This is a genomic window from Marivita lacus (genome assembly GCF_014637725.1).
GTDB lineage: Bacteria > Pseudomonadota > Alphaproteobacteria > Rhodobacterales > Rhodobacteraceae > Marivita > Marivita lacus.
Window position 1 is genome coordinate 347,038 of the sequence record NZ_BMFC01000003.1, and the last position, 14,232, is coordinate 361,269.

The 14,232-nt window shown below is 61.7% G+C and carries 12 protein-coding genes; 10 read left to right on the top strand and 2 right to left on the bottom strand.

What is annotated here, in order from left to right:
* The first annotated feature begins 1 nt into the window (after position 1).
* The 3 genes from IEV82_RS09305 to IEV82_RS09315 all read left to right on the top strand — a co-directional run bounded on the left by IEV82_RS09305 (position 2) and on the right by IEV82_RS09315 (position 1,563).
* A complete protein-coding gene (locus tag IEV82_RS09305) occupies positions 2 to 382 on the top strand; it encodes an RNA-binding S4 domain-containing protein (protein WP_188481735.1) in 381 nt (126 codons plus the stop codon).
* 49 nt (positions 383 to 431) lie between these two features.
* Positions 432 to 770, top strand: a complete 339-nt coding sequence (fdxA, locus tag IEV82_RS09310) for a ferredoxin FdxA (RefSeq protein WP_188481736.1) — start codon at positions 432 to 434, stop codon at positions 768 to 770.
* A gap of 274 nt (positions 771 to 1,044) precedes the next feature.
* Positions 1,045 to 1,563 carry a CarD family transcriptional regulator gene (locus tag IEV82_RS09315; RefSeq protein WP_188481737.1) on the top strand — a complete coding sequence of 173 codons (519 nt, stop codon included), beginning with the start codon at positions 1,045 to 1,047 and terminating at the stop codon, positions 1,561 to 1,563.
* A gap of 63 nt (positions 1,564 to 1,626) precedes the next feature.
* On the opposite strand, the gene IEV82_RS09320 is transcribed toward IEV82_RS09315, so the two are convergent.
* Positions 1,627 to 3,507 (bottom strand): monovalent cation:proton antiporter-2 (CPA2) family protein, encoded by a 1,881-nt coding sequence (locus IEV82_RS09320; protein ID WP_188481738.1) that lies wholly within the window; start codon positions 3,505 to 3,507, stop codon positions 1,627 to 1,629.
* 134 nt (positions 3,508 to 3,641) lie between these two features.
* Complete coding sequence (locus IEV82_RS09325) at positions 3,642 to 6,218, bottom strand: hypothetical protein (RefSeq protein WP_188481739.1); 2,577 nt, start codon at positions 6,216 to 6,218, stop codon at positions 3,642 to 3,644.
* A gap of 167 nt (positions 6,219 to 6,385) precedes the next feature.
* On the opposite strand from IEV82_RS09325, the gene IEV82_RS09330 reads away from it, so the two are divergent.
* The 7 genes from IEV82_RS09330 (at position 6,386) to IEV82_RS09360 (ending at position 14,073) form a co-directional block, all read left to right on the top strand.
* The gene (locus IEV82_RS09330; protein ID WP_229747735.1) at positions 6,386 to 7,084 is read left to right on the top strand and encodes an SIMPL domain-containing protein; all 699 of its coding nucleotides are present in this window, start codon (positions 6,386 to 6,388) and stop codon (positions 7,082 to 7,084) included.
* A 76-nt stretch (positions 7,085 to 7,160) separates the two neighbouring features.
* Complete coding sequence (locus IEV82_RS09335) at positions 7,161 to 8,165, top strand: GT-B fold glycosyltransferase domain-containing protein (RefSeq protein WP_188481740.1); 1,005 nt, start codon at positions 7,161 to 7,163, stop codon at positions 8,163 to 8,165.
* Positions 8,166 to 8,326: 161 nt separating this feature from the next.
* A complete protein-coding gene (locus IEV82_RS09340; RefSeq protein ID WP_188481741.1) occupies positions 8,327 to 10,207 on the top strand; it encodes a DUF4214 domain-containing protein in 1,881 nt (626 codons plus the stop codon).
* Between the two features lie 83 nt (positions 10,208 to 10,290).
* Positions 10,291 to 10,956 (top strand): Crp/Fnr family transcriptional regulator, encoded by a 666-nt coding sequence (locus tag IEV82_RS09345; protein WP_188481742.1) that lies wholly within the window; start codon positions 10,291 to 10,293, stop codon positions 10,954 to 10,956.
* Positions 10,957 to 11,067: 111 nt separating this feature from the next.
* On the top strand, positions 11,068 to 11,280 hold the full coding sequence (locus IEV82_RS09350) for a YgaP family membrane protein (protein WP_188481743.1): 213 nt from the start codon (positions 11,068 to 11,070) through the stop codon (positions 11,278 to 11,280).
* Positions 11,281 to 11,319: 39 nt separating this feature from the next.
* A complete protein-coding gene (locus tag IEV82_RS09355) occupies positions 11,320 to 12,204 on the top strand; it encodes an MBL fold metallo-hydrolase (RefSeq protein ID WP_188481744.1) in 885 nt (294 codons plus the stop codon).
* 126 nt (positions 12,205 to 12,330) lie between these two features.
* Positions 12,331 to 14,073, top strand: coding sequence for a SulP family inorganic anion transporter (locus IEV82_RS09360; RefSeq protein ID WP_188481745.1), 1,743 nt, complete (start codon positions 12,331 to 12,333; stop codon positions 14,071 to 14,073).
* The last annotated feature ends 159 nt before the right edge of the window (positions 14,074 to 14,232 follow it).

Below are 14,232 nucleotides of genomic sequence, written 5' to 3' on the forward strand. Positions count from 1 at the left end.
GTTGACAGACCCGGCGCAGAAGCTTCGGATCGACAAGTGGCTCTGGCATGCGCGTTTTTTCAAGACGCGCAGCCTGGCCGCCAAGATCGTGTCCGGTGGCAAGGTGCGGGTCAATGGCCAGCCGGTTTCCAAGCCCGCCTATGCGGTGAGCGCGTCGGACGTGCTCACCTTTCCCCAGGGCGACGATGTGCGCGTGATCAAGGTGCTTGCCATGGGAGAGCGGCGCGGGCCCGCCCCCGAGGCGCAGTTGCTCTACGAAGATCTCGCCCCTCCCAAGCCGCGCGAGACATTGGAGCAGGTGCCCCGCTTTGAGGGCAAGGGTCGCCCGACCAAGAAAGATCGTCGCGCCCTGCAACAAACCCGGTCAGACCTTCTTGAATGATTTTTCCCGGTGGCTTAGCTAGCGTGCGAATGATCGATGGAAGACGCGCATGACCTATATCGTGAACGATGCCTGCATTGCCTGCAAATATACCGACTGCGTCGAAGTTTGCCCGGTGGATTGCTTTTACGAGGGGGAGAACATGCTTGTGATCCATCCCGACGAGTGCATCGATTGCGGCGTTTGCGAACCCGAATGCCCGGCTGATGCGATCCGCCCGGACACCGAGCCAGACATGGACAAATGGGTCGAGTTCAACCGCAAATATGCCGAGAAATGGCCTGTCATCATCACCAAGAAAGACCCGCTGCCCGAGGCGGAGGAACGCGACGGTGAGAGTGGCAAGCTTGAGAAGTACTTCTCCGAGGCTCCCGGCGAAGGCGGCTGATGATTCGCGATGGACGACGCCAATAGGCGAAGTTTGCAAGGCAAGCCCTTGTAAACATATGCATATCGCGCGCGAGTCGAGCCTCTACCGCGGGGCCTAATTTTGTGTTATACTATTGATACAAATGACACCTGTGGGACACACGCCATCGCTGGCGTATGGCATATGAGCTGACATAAGCTTGTTCTGATACACTGAATGAAACGACCGGAAGCCATGCTCCCGATCGGTATTTTTGTCTGTGTCGCATGGGCGCACGCAAGGAAGGTTCTGAATGACCAAATCTAAAAAATCCGAATTCCGTCCGAACGATTATGTTGTCTACCCGGCACATGGCGTGGGCCAGATCGTGTCGATCGAAGAGCAGGAGATCGCCGGCATCACGCTCGAGCTGTTCGTGATCTCGTTCGAGAAAGACAAGATGACCCTGCGCGTTCCGACGCACAAGGCCACGGAAATCGGTATGCGGTCGCTGAGTTCACCCGACGTGGTGAGCCAGGCGATGAAGACGCTGAAAGGCAAGGCCAAGGTCAAGAAGGCCATGTGGTCGCGCCGGGCGCAGGAATACGAACAGAAGATCAACTCGGGCGACCTGATCGCAATTGCCGAGGTGGTCCGTGACCTGCACCGCGCCGACGATCAGCGCGAACAGAGCTATTCCGAGCGTCAGCTTTATGAAGCAGCACTGGAGCGTCTGACACGCGAAGTCGCCGCCACCTCGGGTGGGGACGAACTGGCCGCAGCCAAGCAGATTGGCGATGTCCTGACATCGCGGACACCTGCCGCAGCCTGATTTCGGCTTCGGATGAATTTCAAGGCGGTCCCGAAAGGGGCCGCTTTTTTCATGTCGTCTGTTTCACGCTGCGTCGTTGTTGGCGTTTTCCAGCGCACTGAGCAAGGACGCCTCCAGCTCTTTTTCCAACTCTTTGGCGCGCGCGATATAGGCGGCGTTCTGGGCCGACGGGATGTTCGGATCCCAGAGTTCCGCCAGTTCGCGCACTGTGTGGCGGTCATGCTGGTAGAACAGCGTTTCGGCGGCGTTCGCTTCGAATTCCGTCAGCCCGATATTCTCGAGAACATAGCGACCCGCGCGCAACGAGCTGTCGAACAACTCGCGCACGATGTCATTCGCGCCCGCCTGATAAAGCCGGTAGGTGTGCGTGCGGTCGCGGGACCGGGCGACGATGTGGATGTCGGGGCGCAGCCTGCGGGCATAGGTGACCAGTTGCTCCGCCGCCACTGGATCGTCAAGCGCCACCATGAGCACGCGCGCCGTGTCGATCCCCGCCGCATGCAGAAGGTCAGGGCGCAGCGGATCCCCGAAAAAGCCCTGGTAGCCGAATTGCCGCATCAGCTGGATGGTCTTGAGGTTGTTGTCGATCACAACTGTCTTTGCACCCACCGACTGAACAAGGCGGTTGACGATCTGGCCGAACCGCCCGATCCCCGCGATGATCACCGTGCCCTGTTGGTCGATCGCATCGTGCTCGATGGCGTTTTCCCCGTCCTTGAGGCGCCTGGACAGGATTTCGTAGAGAATGAACGCCAGCGGCGTGATGAGCATTGACAGCGCCACGATCAGCAGCAGCCGATCCGCGAGGTAATCGGGCAGGATGGCCTGTTGCACCGAGAACGAGATCAGCACGAAGCCGAATTCCCCGGCTTGGGCCAAGCCCAGCGTGAACAGCCATTGGTCCCGTCCGCGCAACTTGAACGCGCGCCCGAGCCCGTAAAGGATCACCCATTTCAGGAACATGATCCCAAGCGCGAGGCCAAGAATGCCGAACGGCTCGGAAAAGAGCAGGCCAAAGTCGATGCCCGCGCCCACGGTGATGAAGAACAGCCCCAGCAACAGTCCCTTGAAGGGTTCGATATCGGATTCAAGCTCGTGCCGGAATTCGCTGTTGGCCAGCACGACCCCGGCGAGGAACGTCCCCAACGCGGGCGACAGACCCACGGCGGTCATCAAGAAGGCGATGCCGATCACGATCAGAAGGGCCAGCGCCGTGTACATCTCGCGCAGTCGGGCAGCGTGGATGTAGCGGAAGAGGGGGCGCGCGCCGTAGACACCTCCAAGGATGATCAGCGCCACCGCGCCAAGCGTCACAAGCGTAACGCCCCATCCCGGCAGGCCTTCGATCAGGGACATCCCGTGGCCATGCGCGTCGTCGACCTGCTCAAGCGTACCGCGATAGATGGACCCGTCCTCGTTGAGCGTCGGTTCTATGGGTACCGCAAGCAAGGGCAGCATCACCAGCATCGGGATCACCGCGATGTCCTGCGTCAGCAGCACCGAGAAGGTCGACCGCCCGCCGCTGGTCTGCATCAGTCCCTTCTCGCTCAGGGTTTGCAGCACGATGGCGGTGGACGAGAGCGAAAAGATCATCCCGATGGCAAGTGCGGTTTGCCAGACGAACCCGAGATAGATCGCGCCCGCCATCACGGCGAACATGGTGAGGATCACTTGCATGCCTCCAAGGCCGATCAGCCGGTGGCGCATGTCCCAAAGCGCGCGCGGCTCAAGTTCGAGCCCGATCAGGAAGAGCATCATCACGACGCCGAATTCCGCGAAATGCTGCAAGTCGGTTGTGTTGGCAACAAGGCCCAGACCCGGCCCGATTACGACACCGGCCAGCAGGTATCCCAGCACCGATCCCAGCCCGAGGCGCGCCGCGATGGGCACCGCGATCACCGCTGCAAGCAGGAAGACCGACGCGAGGAACAGGAATTCAGCCATTTTGGGTTTGCCTTTCGAACTGTCCTATCCTGTCGGTTCGGACATGGAAAAGACAACCGTGAGGATATCAGCTTGCCAGATCATGCGGCAATCACCCATCAAGTGCTCATTTCTTCAGCAGTCATGAAGGGACTTCACCCGTCCGGCATGTCCAGCACGACATTGCGACCATTCTTGGAATAGCGCAGCTCGCTGTCGCCGATGGCCGCCACGCGCCCGCCGTCCAACGTGTCGCCCACCTTGACCTTCTGGTAGCGCCCGTTGCCCAGCCGTACGAGGGCGCGGCGGTTCGACGGTTTGCCATAGACCCCGATCAGGTTGATCCGGCGCAGGTTGAGCGCGTTGGTGACAGTCGCCTGCCGCGCCACGTTGGCGGTCGAGGGGATGCTGGGCTGCACGACGCGCGGTGCCACTGCGGCGGCAGCGACCTGCCGGACCTCCGCGGGTTCTTCGGGCGGCGGTGCGCTCCGGGCTTGTTCGACGATCTGCGAAAAATTGCGCGGACGGGTGACAGGCGCGATGGATTGCGCGACGGCGTATTCCGTGGCGTCGGGTTGGGATTGCTCTTCGTCGGCCTTCAGCGTTTCGGGTCGTGCCAAGGGACGCAACGCCGCAAGCTCGACACGGGTGCGCCCTGCGAGTTGCGCGCGCTCATTGCCCTCGATCAGGCCTGTGGGCCGCACGCGGGGGCGGAAGCCTTCCAGCTCGGGCGAAACCGCGCTTTCGGCTGTGCCGTCTGCGGGGGCCTCGGGCAGGACCGCGTCTGGTGTCGGGCGGGTCGGGGGCACCACGGGGGGCAGACCGGCAAAGACACGCACGCCGTCCGGGTTGATCGTGCCCTCTGGCGCGGCAATCACCAGCCCGCGGTCGTCCAGCGTGAACCGTGTGCCCGGTGCCGCCGGGTTGGGCTGCGACAGGTAGGTCCTGTCATTGCGCAGCGCCTCTGCACCCGGCAGGGCGACCGCATCGAATTGCTGAATCCGACTGTCGATGGATGCGACATAGAGATCGTCAAGGCTGGTCAGCATCGGTGTTTCGGGCAGTTCCGGAGACCGTTGCCAGATGCCTGTCGCCGCATAGCGCGCATCCGCCTCTTCCGGGGTGAGCGCAGTGGGCGGCGGCAGGAGGTCCGAAAGCCCGTCGACGGTGTCCGAGGGCGCTTCCATCACGTCCAGTGCAGCAAATTGAACGTCCGCGTCGTCTTCCTCGGGTGCGGTGACAGAGCCGTCCAATGGCAGGAGTTCCACGTCGGGCATTCGGGCGATGGAGGGCGTATCCGGGTCGCGGTCGAAAATGCGCGACAGACCTTCGTCCAGAAACACGCTGGCCCATGCCGCGACCGCCAGCAGGAAGATCAGCAGCGCGCTGGTCAGCATCAGGCCAAGGAACCGTGGCTTGCCACCGATCTGCGGTTCGGTGCGTGCGCCGAAGACGGTCATCCGGGCGCGTTCGTCCTGCACTGTCGCAGCGCTTGTTGGTGCGGGATCAGTCTGGCGACCGGCGCGCATTGCAGCGATGCGGGCCACGGCGGCGCGGGCGGGTTCGGGATCGTGCCGTTTCGCCGGTGGGCTCTGGGGGGCGACGGGCTGTGGGGGAATCGGAGTGTTTTGTTCAGGCGTGCGCGACTTGCGGCGGCTGAAGAAGCCGAAGCCCTTGCGCTCTTCGGGCGCTTCCGGCTGTTCGACCGGATCGACCTGCAGGACGGGGGCGGTCACGTCGCTGTCACGGGTTGATTTGCGTGCGCCGCCCAATTTGAACCGGGTGGCTGCCGGGGGCTCCTGCACAGGTGTTTCCACCCGGGGCGCGGCAGGCACCTCTGCCGGAGCAGGGGCAGAACGCGACGCCCGGATCGAGGCAAAGGCCAGAGGCGCGGCGTCCTCGGGTGGTAGGGCCGTCAAGGTCGGTTGTAGGCGCGGGGGGGCTGCGGGATAACCCTGCTCCGAAAGGTCGGGCGCATCAGGATCATCGGCGGCAGGACCCACCTTATACGTCTTTTCCGCGTCATCCCCATCAAGATCGGCCGCACCGGGGGCAAGCGCATCCTCCGCATCGGCCACGTACTCCGTGACCTTTTCATCCACGAAACTCTTGGTCTCATCGGAAGTGCCAAGGATCGACTCCTCGAGTGTCGGAGCCTTGATGTCCGCGATGCTGATCGGGGGCGGTGCTGCATCCTCGGGCGCGGCGACCACGCTCATCGGATGCGCGTCTTTCAACGGAGCCGAACCGGTCCAGCTTGCGGCCGGGCCAAAGAACACCTCGCCGGTGAATTCCCCCTCGGGCGGCACCGCGACAAAACAGACCGGGTCGAAATGGTGGCTCTTGGCAAAGGCTTCGGCCTCGTCCAGCGTTTCATTGGCCACCGCCGCAATCTGGATGGAGCCGTCGGCATGCGACCAGTCAAAGCTCAGTTCATCGACCGTGTAGGGCGTGGCCCCGTCAAGTGCCAGCCGGATGTCCTGTTGCAGCGCATCGCCGGTCTGGCCGGAATCGGCAATCGACAGGTACTTGATCTGCTCGTTCGGGATGATCAGCTTGACCTGTCCGCCGTTGGGCGACAGGCCGTCGGCATCTGATCTGAGATCGGCAAGGGCGCCGCGCAAATCGGCGGCATCTAGGGCCACATCGCCAACCGGCGTCCAGCCACCCGGGACGCGACGCAGCAACGAAATGCCTTCGAAAGAAAGTGTCAGGGCAAAGTCTGGCTTCATGACGGTGTTTTAGCAGCCCTTTCCTTGGGATGGGAGTCACTTGCGAGGCACTTGTGCGCATAAAACGCAGGACGGCAATCTTTCGCGCGGGGAAATTTCCAGTCTTGTCGGCAGAGCCCCGCGGGTGGATGGTTGTGGTGTGTTTGATGGAAGAATTAGAGGTCATCATGTCAAAAGTCACCGGTTTCCTTGCAGCGCTTGTTCTTCTGATCGGAATGTCGCCGGTCTGGGCTGAAACGCCCGGTCAGATCACGGTCACCGGCGAAGGCAGCGTCTTTGCCGTCCCGGACATGGCGACGGTCACGATGGGGGCCTCTGCCGAAGCTGAAACCGCCAAATCCGCGATGGAGCAGACCTCTGCCACCACGGCGGCGATTCTCGAACAATTGACCGCGTCAGGCGTTGCCGCGCGGGATATCCAGACCTCGGACCTGACGCTGATGCCGGTCTGGTCGAACCGGGGATCACCGGACACCCGCCCGACCATCGACGGCTACCAGGCATCCAACCGCGTGACGGTCCGGGTGCGAGACCTGGCGGCATTGGGCACCATCCTCGACGCGGTTCTGAGCGATGGCGCGAACCAGTTGGGCGGGTTGCAGTTCACGGTCGCCGATCCCGCGCCCTTGCTCGACGAGGCGCGCATCAAGGCGGTCGCCGATGCGCAGGCAAAGGCCCAGCTTTATGCCACTGCCGCCGGTGTCGAACTCGGCGCGCTGCTCAGCCTGAGCGAGGCGGGGTCGCAGATGCCACGGCCCGAGATGTTCGGCATGGCGCGGATGGCGGATGCAGGTGTTCCCATGGCACAGGGCGAGACCGAATTGCGGGCAAGTGTGACACTTGTATACCAGATCAAGATGCGGTGAAATCTGGCCTATGGCTGTCATATGACCACCCCTGTAGTGTTGTAAAAAAGTAAGAGCAGTACGCCAAAGGATCGCCATGGCACGCCGTCCGGCCCAACCTGAGACCGTCAACATCCTGATCGTCGGGCAAATGGGCCGTCTGGCCTATGAGGCGCTGCTTTTCGCGCTGTCATTGCGCCGGAGCACCAAGGATCCGCGGTTCAAGCTTCATGTCGCGGAACCGCAGCCCGGCCCCAAATGGAAGACCGATCCAGCCATCCGTCCCGAACCCCTGCGCGAGATGCTCGCAGCGCAGGGCGCGACGATCCTGCCGTTTGAATCGCGGCATTTCGGCAGCGACTACCCTCACGGCAACAAGATCGAAGCACTGTTCGCCCTGCCGAAGGGAGAACCCTTCGTGTTCTTCGACACCGACACGCTGGTGACCGGCGATCTGGGAGAGGTGCCGTTCGATTTTTCGAAACCCTCCGCGTCGATGCGGGTCGAGGGCACGTGGCCGCAGATCGAACTTTACGGTCCCGGCTATACCGAGATCTGGCAATCGCTCTATGACCGGTTCGGGCTGGAGTTCCAAAGCTCGCTCGACCTTGATCAGCCGGACGAATACTGGCGCCGCTACCTCTATTTCAACGCGGGGTTTTTCTACTATTCATGTCCGCATGTCTTTGGGCAGACCTTCCTCGACATGGCGCTGTCGATCTGGAAAGACCCGCCGCCCGCGCTTGTGTGCCAGCAGTTGATCCCCTGGCTGGACCAGATCGCCCTGCCTCTGGTCATCCATTCGTTGGGGGGCGGGCGCGATGCACTGTCGGAGGGGTATCTCGACGGGGACACGACGGTGCATTACCGCAACATGCCGCTGCTCTATGCCCGCGAAAGCGATGCCGTGGTCGATCTTCTCGAAGAGATCACGGCACCGAACCCGGTCAAGCGGCTTCTCAAGGACTACGAGCCGTTCAAGCGGATGATCTATCAGAATCGCGGCCACAAGGTGCGCGAGATGTTTGACCGCGATCACCTGCCGAGCCGCGAACAGCCAATCCGTCAGAAGATCAAGAAAAACGGTTTCTGGATGGTCTGAAGACGGTATGGGGAAACGAAGTATTTCGCAGATAACAGATTTACTTACGCCGACCTTGTCGTAACCTGCGCGCAAATTCGCCTCGCATTTCAGGCGATGCTTGTTCCCGTCCCGATGACCGGCATGGGCCTTATTGTCGTTTATTGGCTGTGGAGACCAACATGGCGTTTCTTTCTTCCATCATCATCGAGCCGACCAACGATCCGATTATTGACGTCCTGGTTGATGGCTATGTCTGGGACCTGACATCAAGCAGGACGATCACATGGGCGCTCGCCGATGGTCTCAACCCGGAGCATGTCTGGCTCGACCGCGATGCGGCCCTAATGACCTTCGGCGCAGCCCTTGCGTCGATTGAGCAATACATTGACGTGACCTTTGACTATCTCGGGGATTTCGCAAGTCCGATCCCTGCAGGGCTGGCCGGTGCGGATATCGTCTACACGCTGGACAACGCGGTCGTGGAAGACGGCACTCTGGCCTATGCGTATTATCCGGGTCCCGAGCCCTTTACGGATTTTGAACAATACGCGACCGAAGGCGGCGACGTATTCATGAATTTCTCGGCCGAGATCATCGCGTCGTCGAGCTTTCAACCGGGATCAGACGGGTTCGTGACGGTCATTCACGAGATCGGGCATGCCCTGGGTCTCAAACACCCGTTCGAAGGCAGCCCCGGTCGTCCCACACTGGACGAGTTGGATCAATCGGTTTTCAGGGACATGGACTGGTTCTCGATCATGTCCTACTCGGACCAGTACGAGGATGAGCTGGAGCGCTGGGATCCGGCGACGCCGATGGTTCTGGACGTGTTGGGCCTGCAGTTCATGTACGGCGTCAACACCGCGACCAATGCGGGCGACACGACGCTGCGGCTGGCCAGCGAGGATTATTACTACACGATCTGGGATGCCAGCGGGACCGACCGCGCGGACGCGTCCGACCAGTCACAAGGCTGGACGATTTTCCTGCCCGATTTTCAGCCAACCACGCTGGTCGAGACCTTGACAGGTTTCGCGCTGCCATCGGCACAATTTGCCGGAACGCTGGTCGATTCCGCCCCGACCGAGATGATCTGGCTCATGGGCGATATCGAGAACGCCACCGGATCGCAGTTCAACGACTGGATCAACGGCAACCGCTTTGACAACGACCTTGTGGGCGGTGGCGGCGATGACGAGCTTGAGGGCTACGGCGGCAACGACGTGATCGACGGAGGTGCGGGCACCGATCTGGCCTATTTCCTTGGCAGCAACACGTCGTTCACGCTGACCATCGGCGCGGACGGGATCACGATGCAGGATCGCCGTGCAGACGGGTCCGGCACGGACACGCTGCGCAATATCGAACTGATCGAGTTTTATGGTGAAACCGGCGCCGATCGTGATGTACTCGACCTGCGTCAATTCGGTGGTCCGGCAAACCTTTCGGGTGCCGATCTGGAAAGCTTTGTCGAGCTATACATCGCCTATTTCAACCGCGCTCCCGATGCGCAGGGTCTGAATTTCTGGGGCACGGCCTTTGCCAATGGCACGTCGCTGCAGGAGATGGCGTCGCTGTTCGTTGGTCAGCCCGAAACCCTTGCGACCTACGCTGAGGGGTTGTCCAACGAAGACTTCGCCACGGCAGTGTATGGTAACGTTCTGGGTCGTGTTGCTGACCAGGGTGGCTTCGACTTTTGGGTCAACGCGTTGAATTCTGGGGGTATCGGGCGGGATTTCTTCATCCTTGGCGTTCTTGAGGGGGCCAAGGCCGCGCCCGCGTCCGATGCCACGCAGGAGTTCATCGACCAGCAGCTTGCGGATCGCGACTACCTCGCCACCAAGACCGATATCGGCGCGCTCTATGCCGTGCATCGCGGCATGTCGGACGTCAACAACGCGATCCAGGTCATGTCGCTGTTCGACGGATCGGCCGAAAGTGCTGCAAACGCGGTTGCGGCTGTGAACGACCTCTACGCAGCGGCGCTCGACCCTGAAACCGGCGCATTCCTGATGCCGCTGGTCGGGGTTCTGGACAATCCCTTCGACGCGATTGCATGATGGGCACCGGGCAGCGTTTGCCCAAGGGGCAGGCGCTGCCGATTTGAGTCTGGCGCACGCCCGCACTGGTTGGGGAGCGACAGATGGCGGATAAGGTCTGGATCGAACGGTTCCACGGTCTGAGCAGTTTGCCCGACGCGGTGAAGGCTCAGCTTGTTGCCGAAAGCGCTGTCATGAAGGTGCCCGCCGGAACCGCCGTGTTCGGGCCGGGGGCCATGCCGGACAATTTGCTGTTCCTGCTGAATGGCCGCGTGCGGGTGCAGCAGACATCGGAAAGCGGGCGGGATATCGTGCTCTACCGGGTCGAGGCGGGCGAAAGCTGCGTGTTGACCACGGCCTGCATGCTGGCGCATGAACCCTATTCGGCGGAAGGTGTGACCGAGACCGACGTGACCGCCGTTGCCATTCCGCGCGGGGCGTTCGACCGGCTCATGGCGTCGTCGCAGGACTTTCGGGACTTCGTGCTAACCGCCTACGCGCGCCGGATCACGGATCTGTTCCGGGTGATCGACGATGTGGCCTTTGGCCGGATCGACGTGCGGCTGGCGGGGCGACTGCTGGCGCTTGCCTTGGGCGGGGATGAACTGGCCACAACGCATCAGCAACTGGCCGCAGAGCTGGGCACAGCGCGCGAAGTGATCTCGCGGGTGCTCCACGATTTCCAGAAACGCGGCTTCATCGCGCAGTCGCGGGGGCGGATCACCCTGCTGGACTGTGACAAGATTGCGAAACTGGCGGAAAGCGCCTGACACACGGGTTTTGCAGTTTTCGGAAATCTTGTGCGTTGGGTGACAATATCACTGAAGGGTCAAACGCGAAGGCGTACCACCAGATCATGTTTGATTCTGGAGGATCACGAAATGACCATCAATGTTGGCACTCTCGACCGGGTTCTGCGCGCCGTTCTGGGCCTTGTTCTGCTTTATCTTGCCTTTGGCAGCGGCTTGCCGCTGTTTGACGGCGCGCTGTTCAAATACGGCGCGGCACTGATCGGCGTTGTGATGCTGGTCGTGGCAGCGGTGCGAATCTGCCCGATCTATTCGATCATCGGCATCAAGACCTGCCGCACCTGAACGCATTCCGACCTGCCGCAAATTCCAAAGGAGGCACTGATGACCCAGTATCCCGTGAACATGTCCGTGACACCTGACGTGTCGGCCCATTTCGATGCGGCCACAAACACGATCAGCTATATCGTGAAGGACCCGACTTCCGACGCCTGTGCGATCATCGACAGCGTCATGGACATCGACTACGCGGCAGGTCGCATCACCTATGACCATGCCGATGCCCTGATCGCCGAGATCGAGGCGCGCGGGCTGGCGCTCGAATGGATCATCGAGACCCATGTGCACGCAGATCACCTGTCTGCCGCGCCCTACATCCAGCAAAAGCTGGGTGGCAAGATCGGCGTCGGATCAAAGATCATGGTGGTGCAGGACACCTTCGGCAAGGTGTTCAACGAAGGCACCGAGTTCCAGCGCGATGGCAGCCAGTTCGACAGGCTGTTCGAGGAGGGCGACACCTACACCATCGGCAACATGGACGCCTTTGCCATCTATACCCCCGGCCACACGCCGGCCTGCATGGTGCATGTGATCGGTGATGCCGCCTTTGTCGGGGACACGCTGTTCATGCCCGATGGCGGCTCCGCCCGCGCCGATTTCCCCGGCGGGGATGCGGCCACGCTCTATGACAGTATCCAGAAGGTGCTGGCCCTGCCTGACGACATGCGGCTCTTCATGTGCCACGACTACGGCCCCAACGGCCGCGACATCCAGTGGGAAACCACGGTGGGCGAGGAAAAGGCCCACAACATCCATGTTGGCGGTGGCAAGAGCATGGAGGATTTCGTCACTTTCCGTACCGAACGCGATGCGACGCTGGACATGCCCCGGCTGATCATCCCGTCGCTGCAGGTGAACATGCGCGCGGGCGCAGTGCCGAAGGACAAGGATGGCAACCCGATGCTCAAGGTACCGATCAACGCGTTGTAAGGGCAGTACGCTTACCGACGCCAAGCGCGTTCAACGTGACCAGTCTCCTGCGGCCCGTACGCGCCGCATCATCCTTTTGTCGGGCAGGGCCATATGGCTCTGTCCGCATCCCATTCGAGAAGACCCATGATCAACCACCTTCGCGGCTATTTTCCGATCCTCGACTGGGGACGGCGCTATGACCGGAACGCGTTTTCCAATGACATGATCGCTGCGGTGATCGTGACGATCATGCTGATCCCGCAATCGCTGGCCTATGCCCTTCTCGCGGGGCTGCCGCCCGAGGCGGGGATCTACGCCTCCATCGCGCCGATCATCCTCTATGCGATCTTCGGCACCAGCCGTGCGCTGGCCGTGGGGCCGGTGGCGGTGGTGTCGCTGCTGACCGCGTCCGCCGTGGGGCAGGTGGCCGAACAGGGAACGGCGGGTTATGCCGCGGCCGCACTGACGCTGGCTTTCCTGTCGGGTGGGTTTCTGGTGCTTCTCGGCGTGCTGAGGCTCGGGTTCCTCGCGAATTTCCTGAGCCATCCCGTGATCGCCGGCTTCATCACCGCGTCGGGCATTCTGATCGCGTTCAGCCAGTTGAAGCACCTTCTGGGCATCTCGGCGCAGGGCCACACCTTGCCGCAGCTTCTGTCCTCGCTGGTCGAGCATATCGGCGACATCAACCTCATCACCGTTCTGATCGGCGGTCTGGCCACGGCGTTCCTGTTCTGGGTGCGCAAGGGACTCAAGCCCGCTCTGCGTCGGCTTGGAGCATCGCCGAAACTGGCGGATGTGCTGACCAAGGCCGGGCCGGTGGCAGCCGTGGCGGTGACGACGATCTCGGTCTGGCTGTTCGGGCTGAACGACAAGGGCGTCCGGATTGTGGGTGAGGTGCCGCAAAGCCTGCCGCCGCTGACCCTGCCGGGGTTTTCGCCGGACCTGATGCAGCAATTGCTGGTGCCTGCGATCCTGATCTCGATCATCGGGTTCGTGGAATCCGTGTCCGTGGCGCAAACGCTCGCCGCCAAGAAACGCCAGAGGATCGACCCCGATCAGGAACTCATCGGTCTGGGCGCGGCCAATATCGGCGCGGCCTTCACCGGCGGCTATCCGGTCACGGGCGGCTTTTCGCGGTCGGTGGTGAATTACGACGCCGGGGCCGAAACGCCCGCTGCCGGAGCCTTTACCGCCATCGGGCTGGCGATTGCTGCTGTTGCGCTGACGCCACTGGTCTACTACTTGCCCAACGCCACGCTTGCGGCGACCATCGTGGTGGCGGTGCTCAGCCTTGTGGACTTCTCGATCCTCAAGAAGACATGGGCCTATTCGAAGGCCGATTTCACGGCCGTGGCCGCCACAATCGTGCTGACCCTCACATTGGGTGTCGAAGTCGGTGTGGCCTCGGGGGTGGGCATCTCGATCCTGTTGCATCTTTACAAGACCTCGCGGCCGCATGTGGCCGAGATCGGTCTGGTGCCCGGCACGCAGCATTTCCGCAACATCCATCGCCACGATGTCGAAACCGACCCCACGGTCCTCAGCCTGCGGGTCGATGAGAGCCTTTATTTCGTGAACGCGCGCTTTCTGGAGGATCTCGTGCAGGCGCGGGTGTCCGAGGGCTGTGCGATCAAGCAGGTGATCCTGATGTTCTCGGCCGTCAACGAGGTGGATTTTTCGGCACTCGAAAGCCTTGAGGCGATCAACCAGCGCCTGACCGATCTGGGCATCGGGCTGCACCTGTCCGAGGTCAAGGGGCCGGTGATGGACCGCCTGAAACAGACGCATTTCCTGCGCGATCTGAACGGCCGTGTGTTCCTGTCGCAATACGACGCGTGGCGCGCGATGACCGCCCCTACGGATATCGACGACGGGGATGTCCGCTAAGCGTCCCTGTCCGATGTGGCGGTCTTTCGCATGAACAAAGGGGCGTTCAGGCAATGTTGAGTGCCATCGTTACGGGTCAGCCCGAACGCCTTGGCCCGGTGTTTCTTTGGGTTAATCTCGGAAGATCATGATGTTGCACCTTTGATAATGGTGACCGAC

Excerpts from the sequence above, each read along its gene's own strand:
- IEV82_RS09345 (WP_188481742.1), top strand. The coding sequence starts at position 10,291 with ATGGCGGATAAGGTCTGGATCGAACGGTTCCACGGTCTGAGCAGTTTG.
- IEV82_RS09315 (WP_188481737.1), top strand. The coding sequence starts at position 1,045 with ATGACCAAATCTAAAAAATCCGAATTCCGTCCGAACGATTATGTTGTC.
- IEV82_RS09335 (WP_188481740.1), top strand. The coding sequence starts at position 7,161 with ATGGCACGCCGTCCGGCCCAACCTGAGACCGTCAACATCCTGATCGTC.
- IEV82_RS09325 (WP_188481739.1), bottom strand. The coding sequence starts at position 6,218 with ATGAAGCCAGACTTTGCCCTGACACTTTCTTTCGAAGGCATTTCGTTG.
- IEV82_RS09330 (WP_229747735.1), top strand. The coding sequence starts at position 6,386 with ATGTCAAAAGTCACCGGTTTCCTTGCAGCGCTTGTTCTTCTGATCGGA.
- fdxA (WP_188481736.1), top strand. The coding sequence starts at position 432 with ATGACCTATATCGTGAACGATGCCTGCATTGCCTGCAAATATACCGAC.
- IEV82_RS09360 (WP_188481745.1), top strand. The coding sequence starts at position 12,331 with ATGATCAACCACCTTCGCGGCTATTTTCCGATCCTCGACTGGGGACGG.
- IEV82_RS09320 (WP_188481738.1), bottom strand. The coding sequence starts at position 3,507 with ATGGCTGAATTCCTGTTCCTCGCGTCGGTCTTCCTGCTTGCAGCGGTG.
- IEV82_RS09355 (WP_188481744.1), top strand. The coding sequence starts at position 11,320 with ATGACCCAGTATCCCGTGAACATGTCCGTGACACCTGACGTGTCGGCC.
- IEV82_RS09350 (WP_188481743.1), top strand. The coding sequence starts at position 11,068 with ATGACCATCAATGTTGGCACTCTCGACCGGGTTCTGCGCGCCGTTCTG.
- IEV82_RS09340 (WP_188481741.1), top strand. The coding sequence starts at position 8,327 with ATGGCGTTTCTTTCTTCCATCATCATCGAGCCGACCAACGATCCGATT.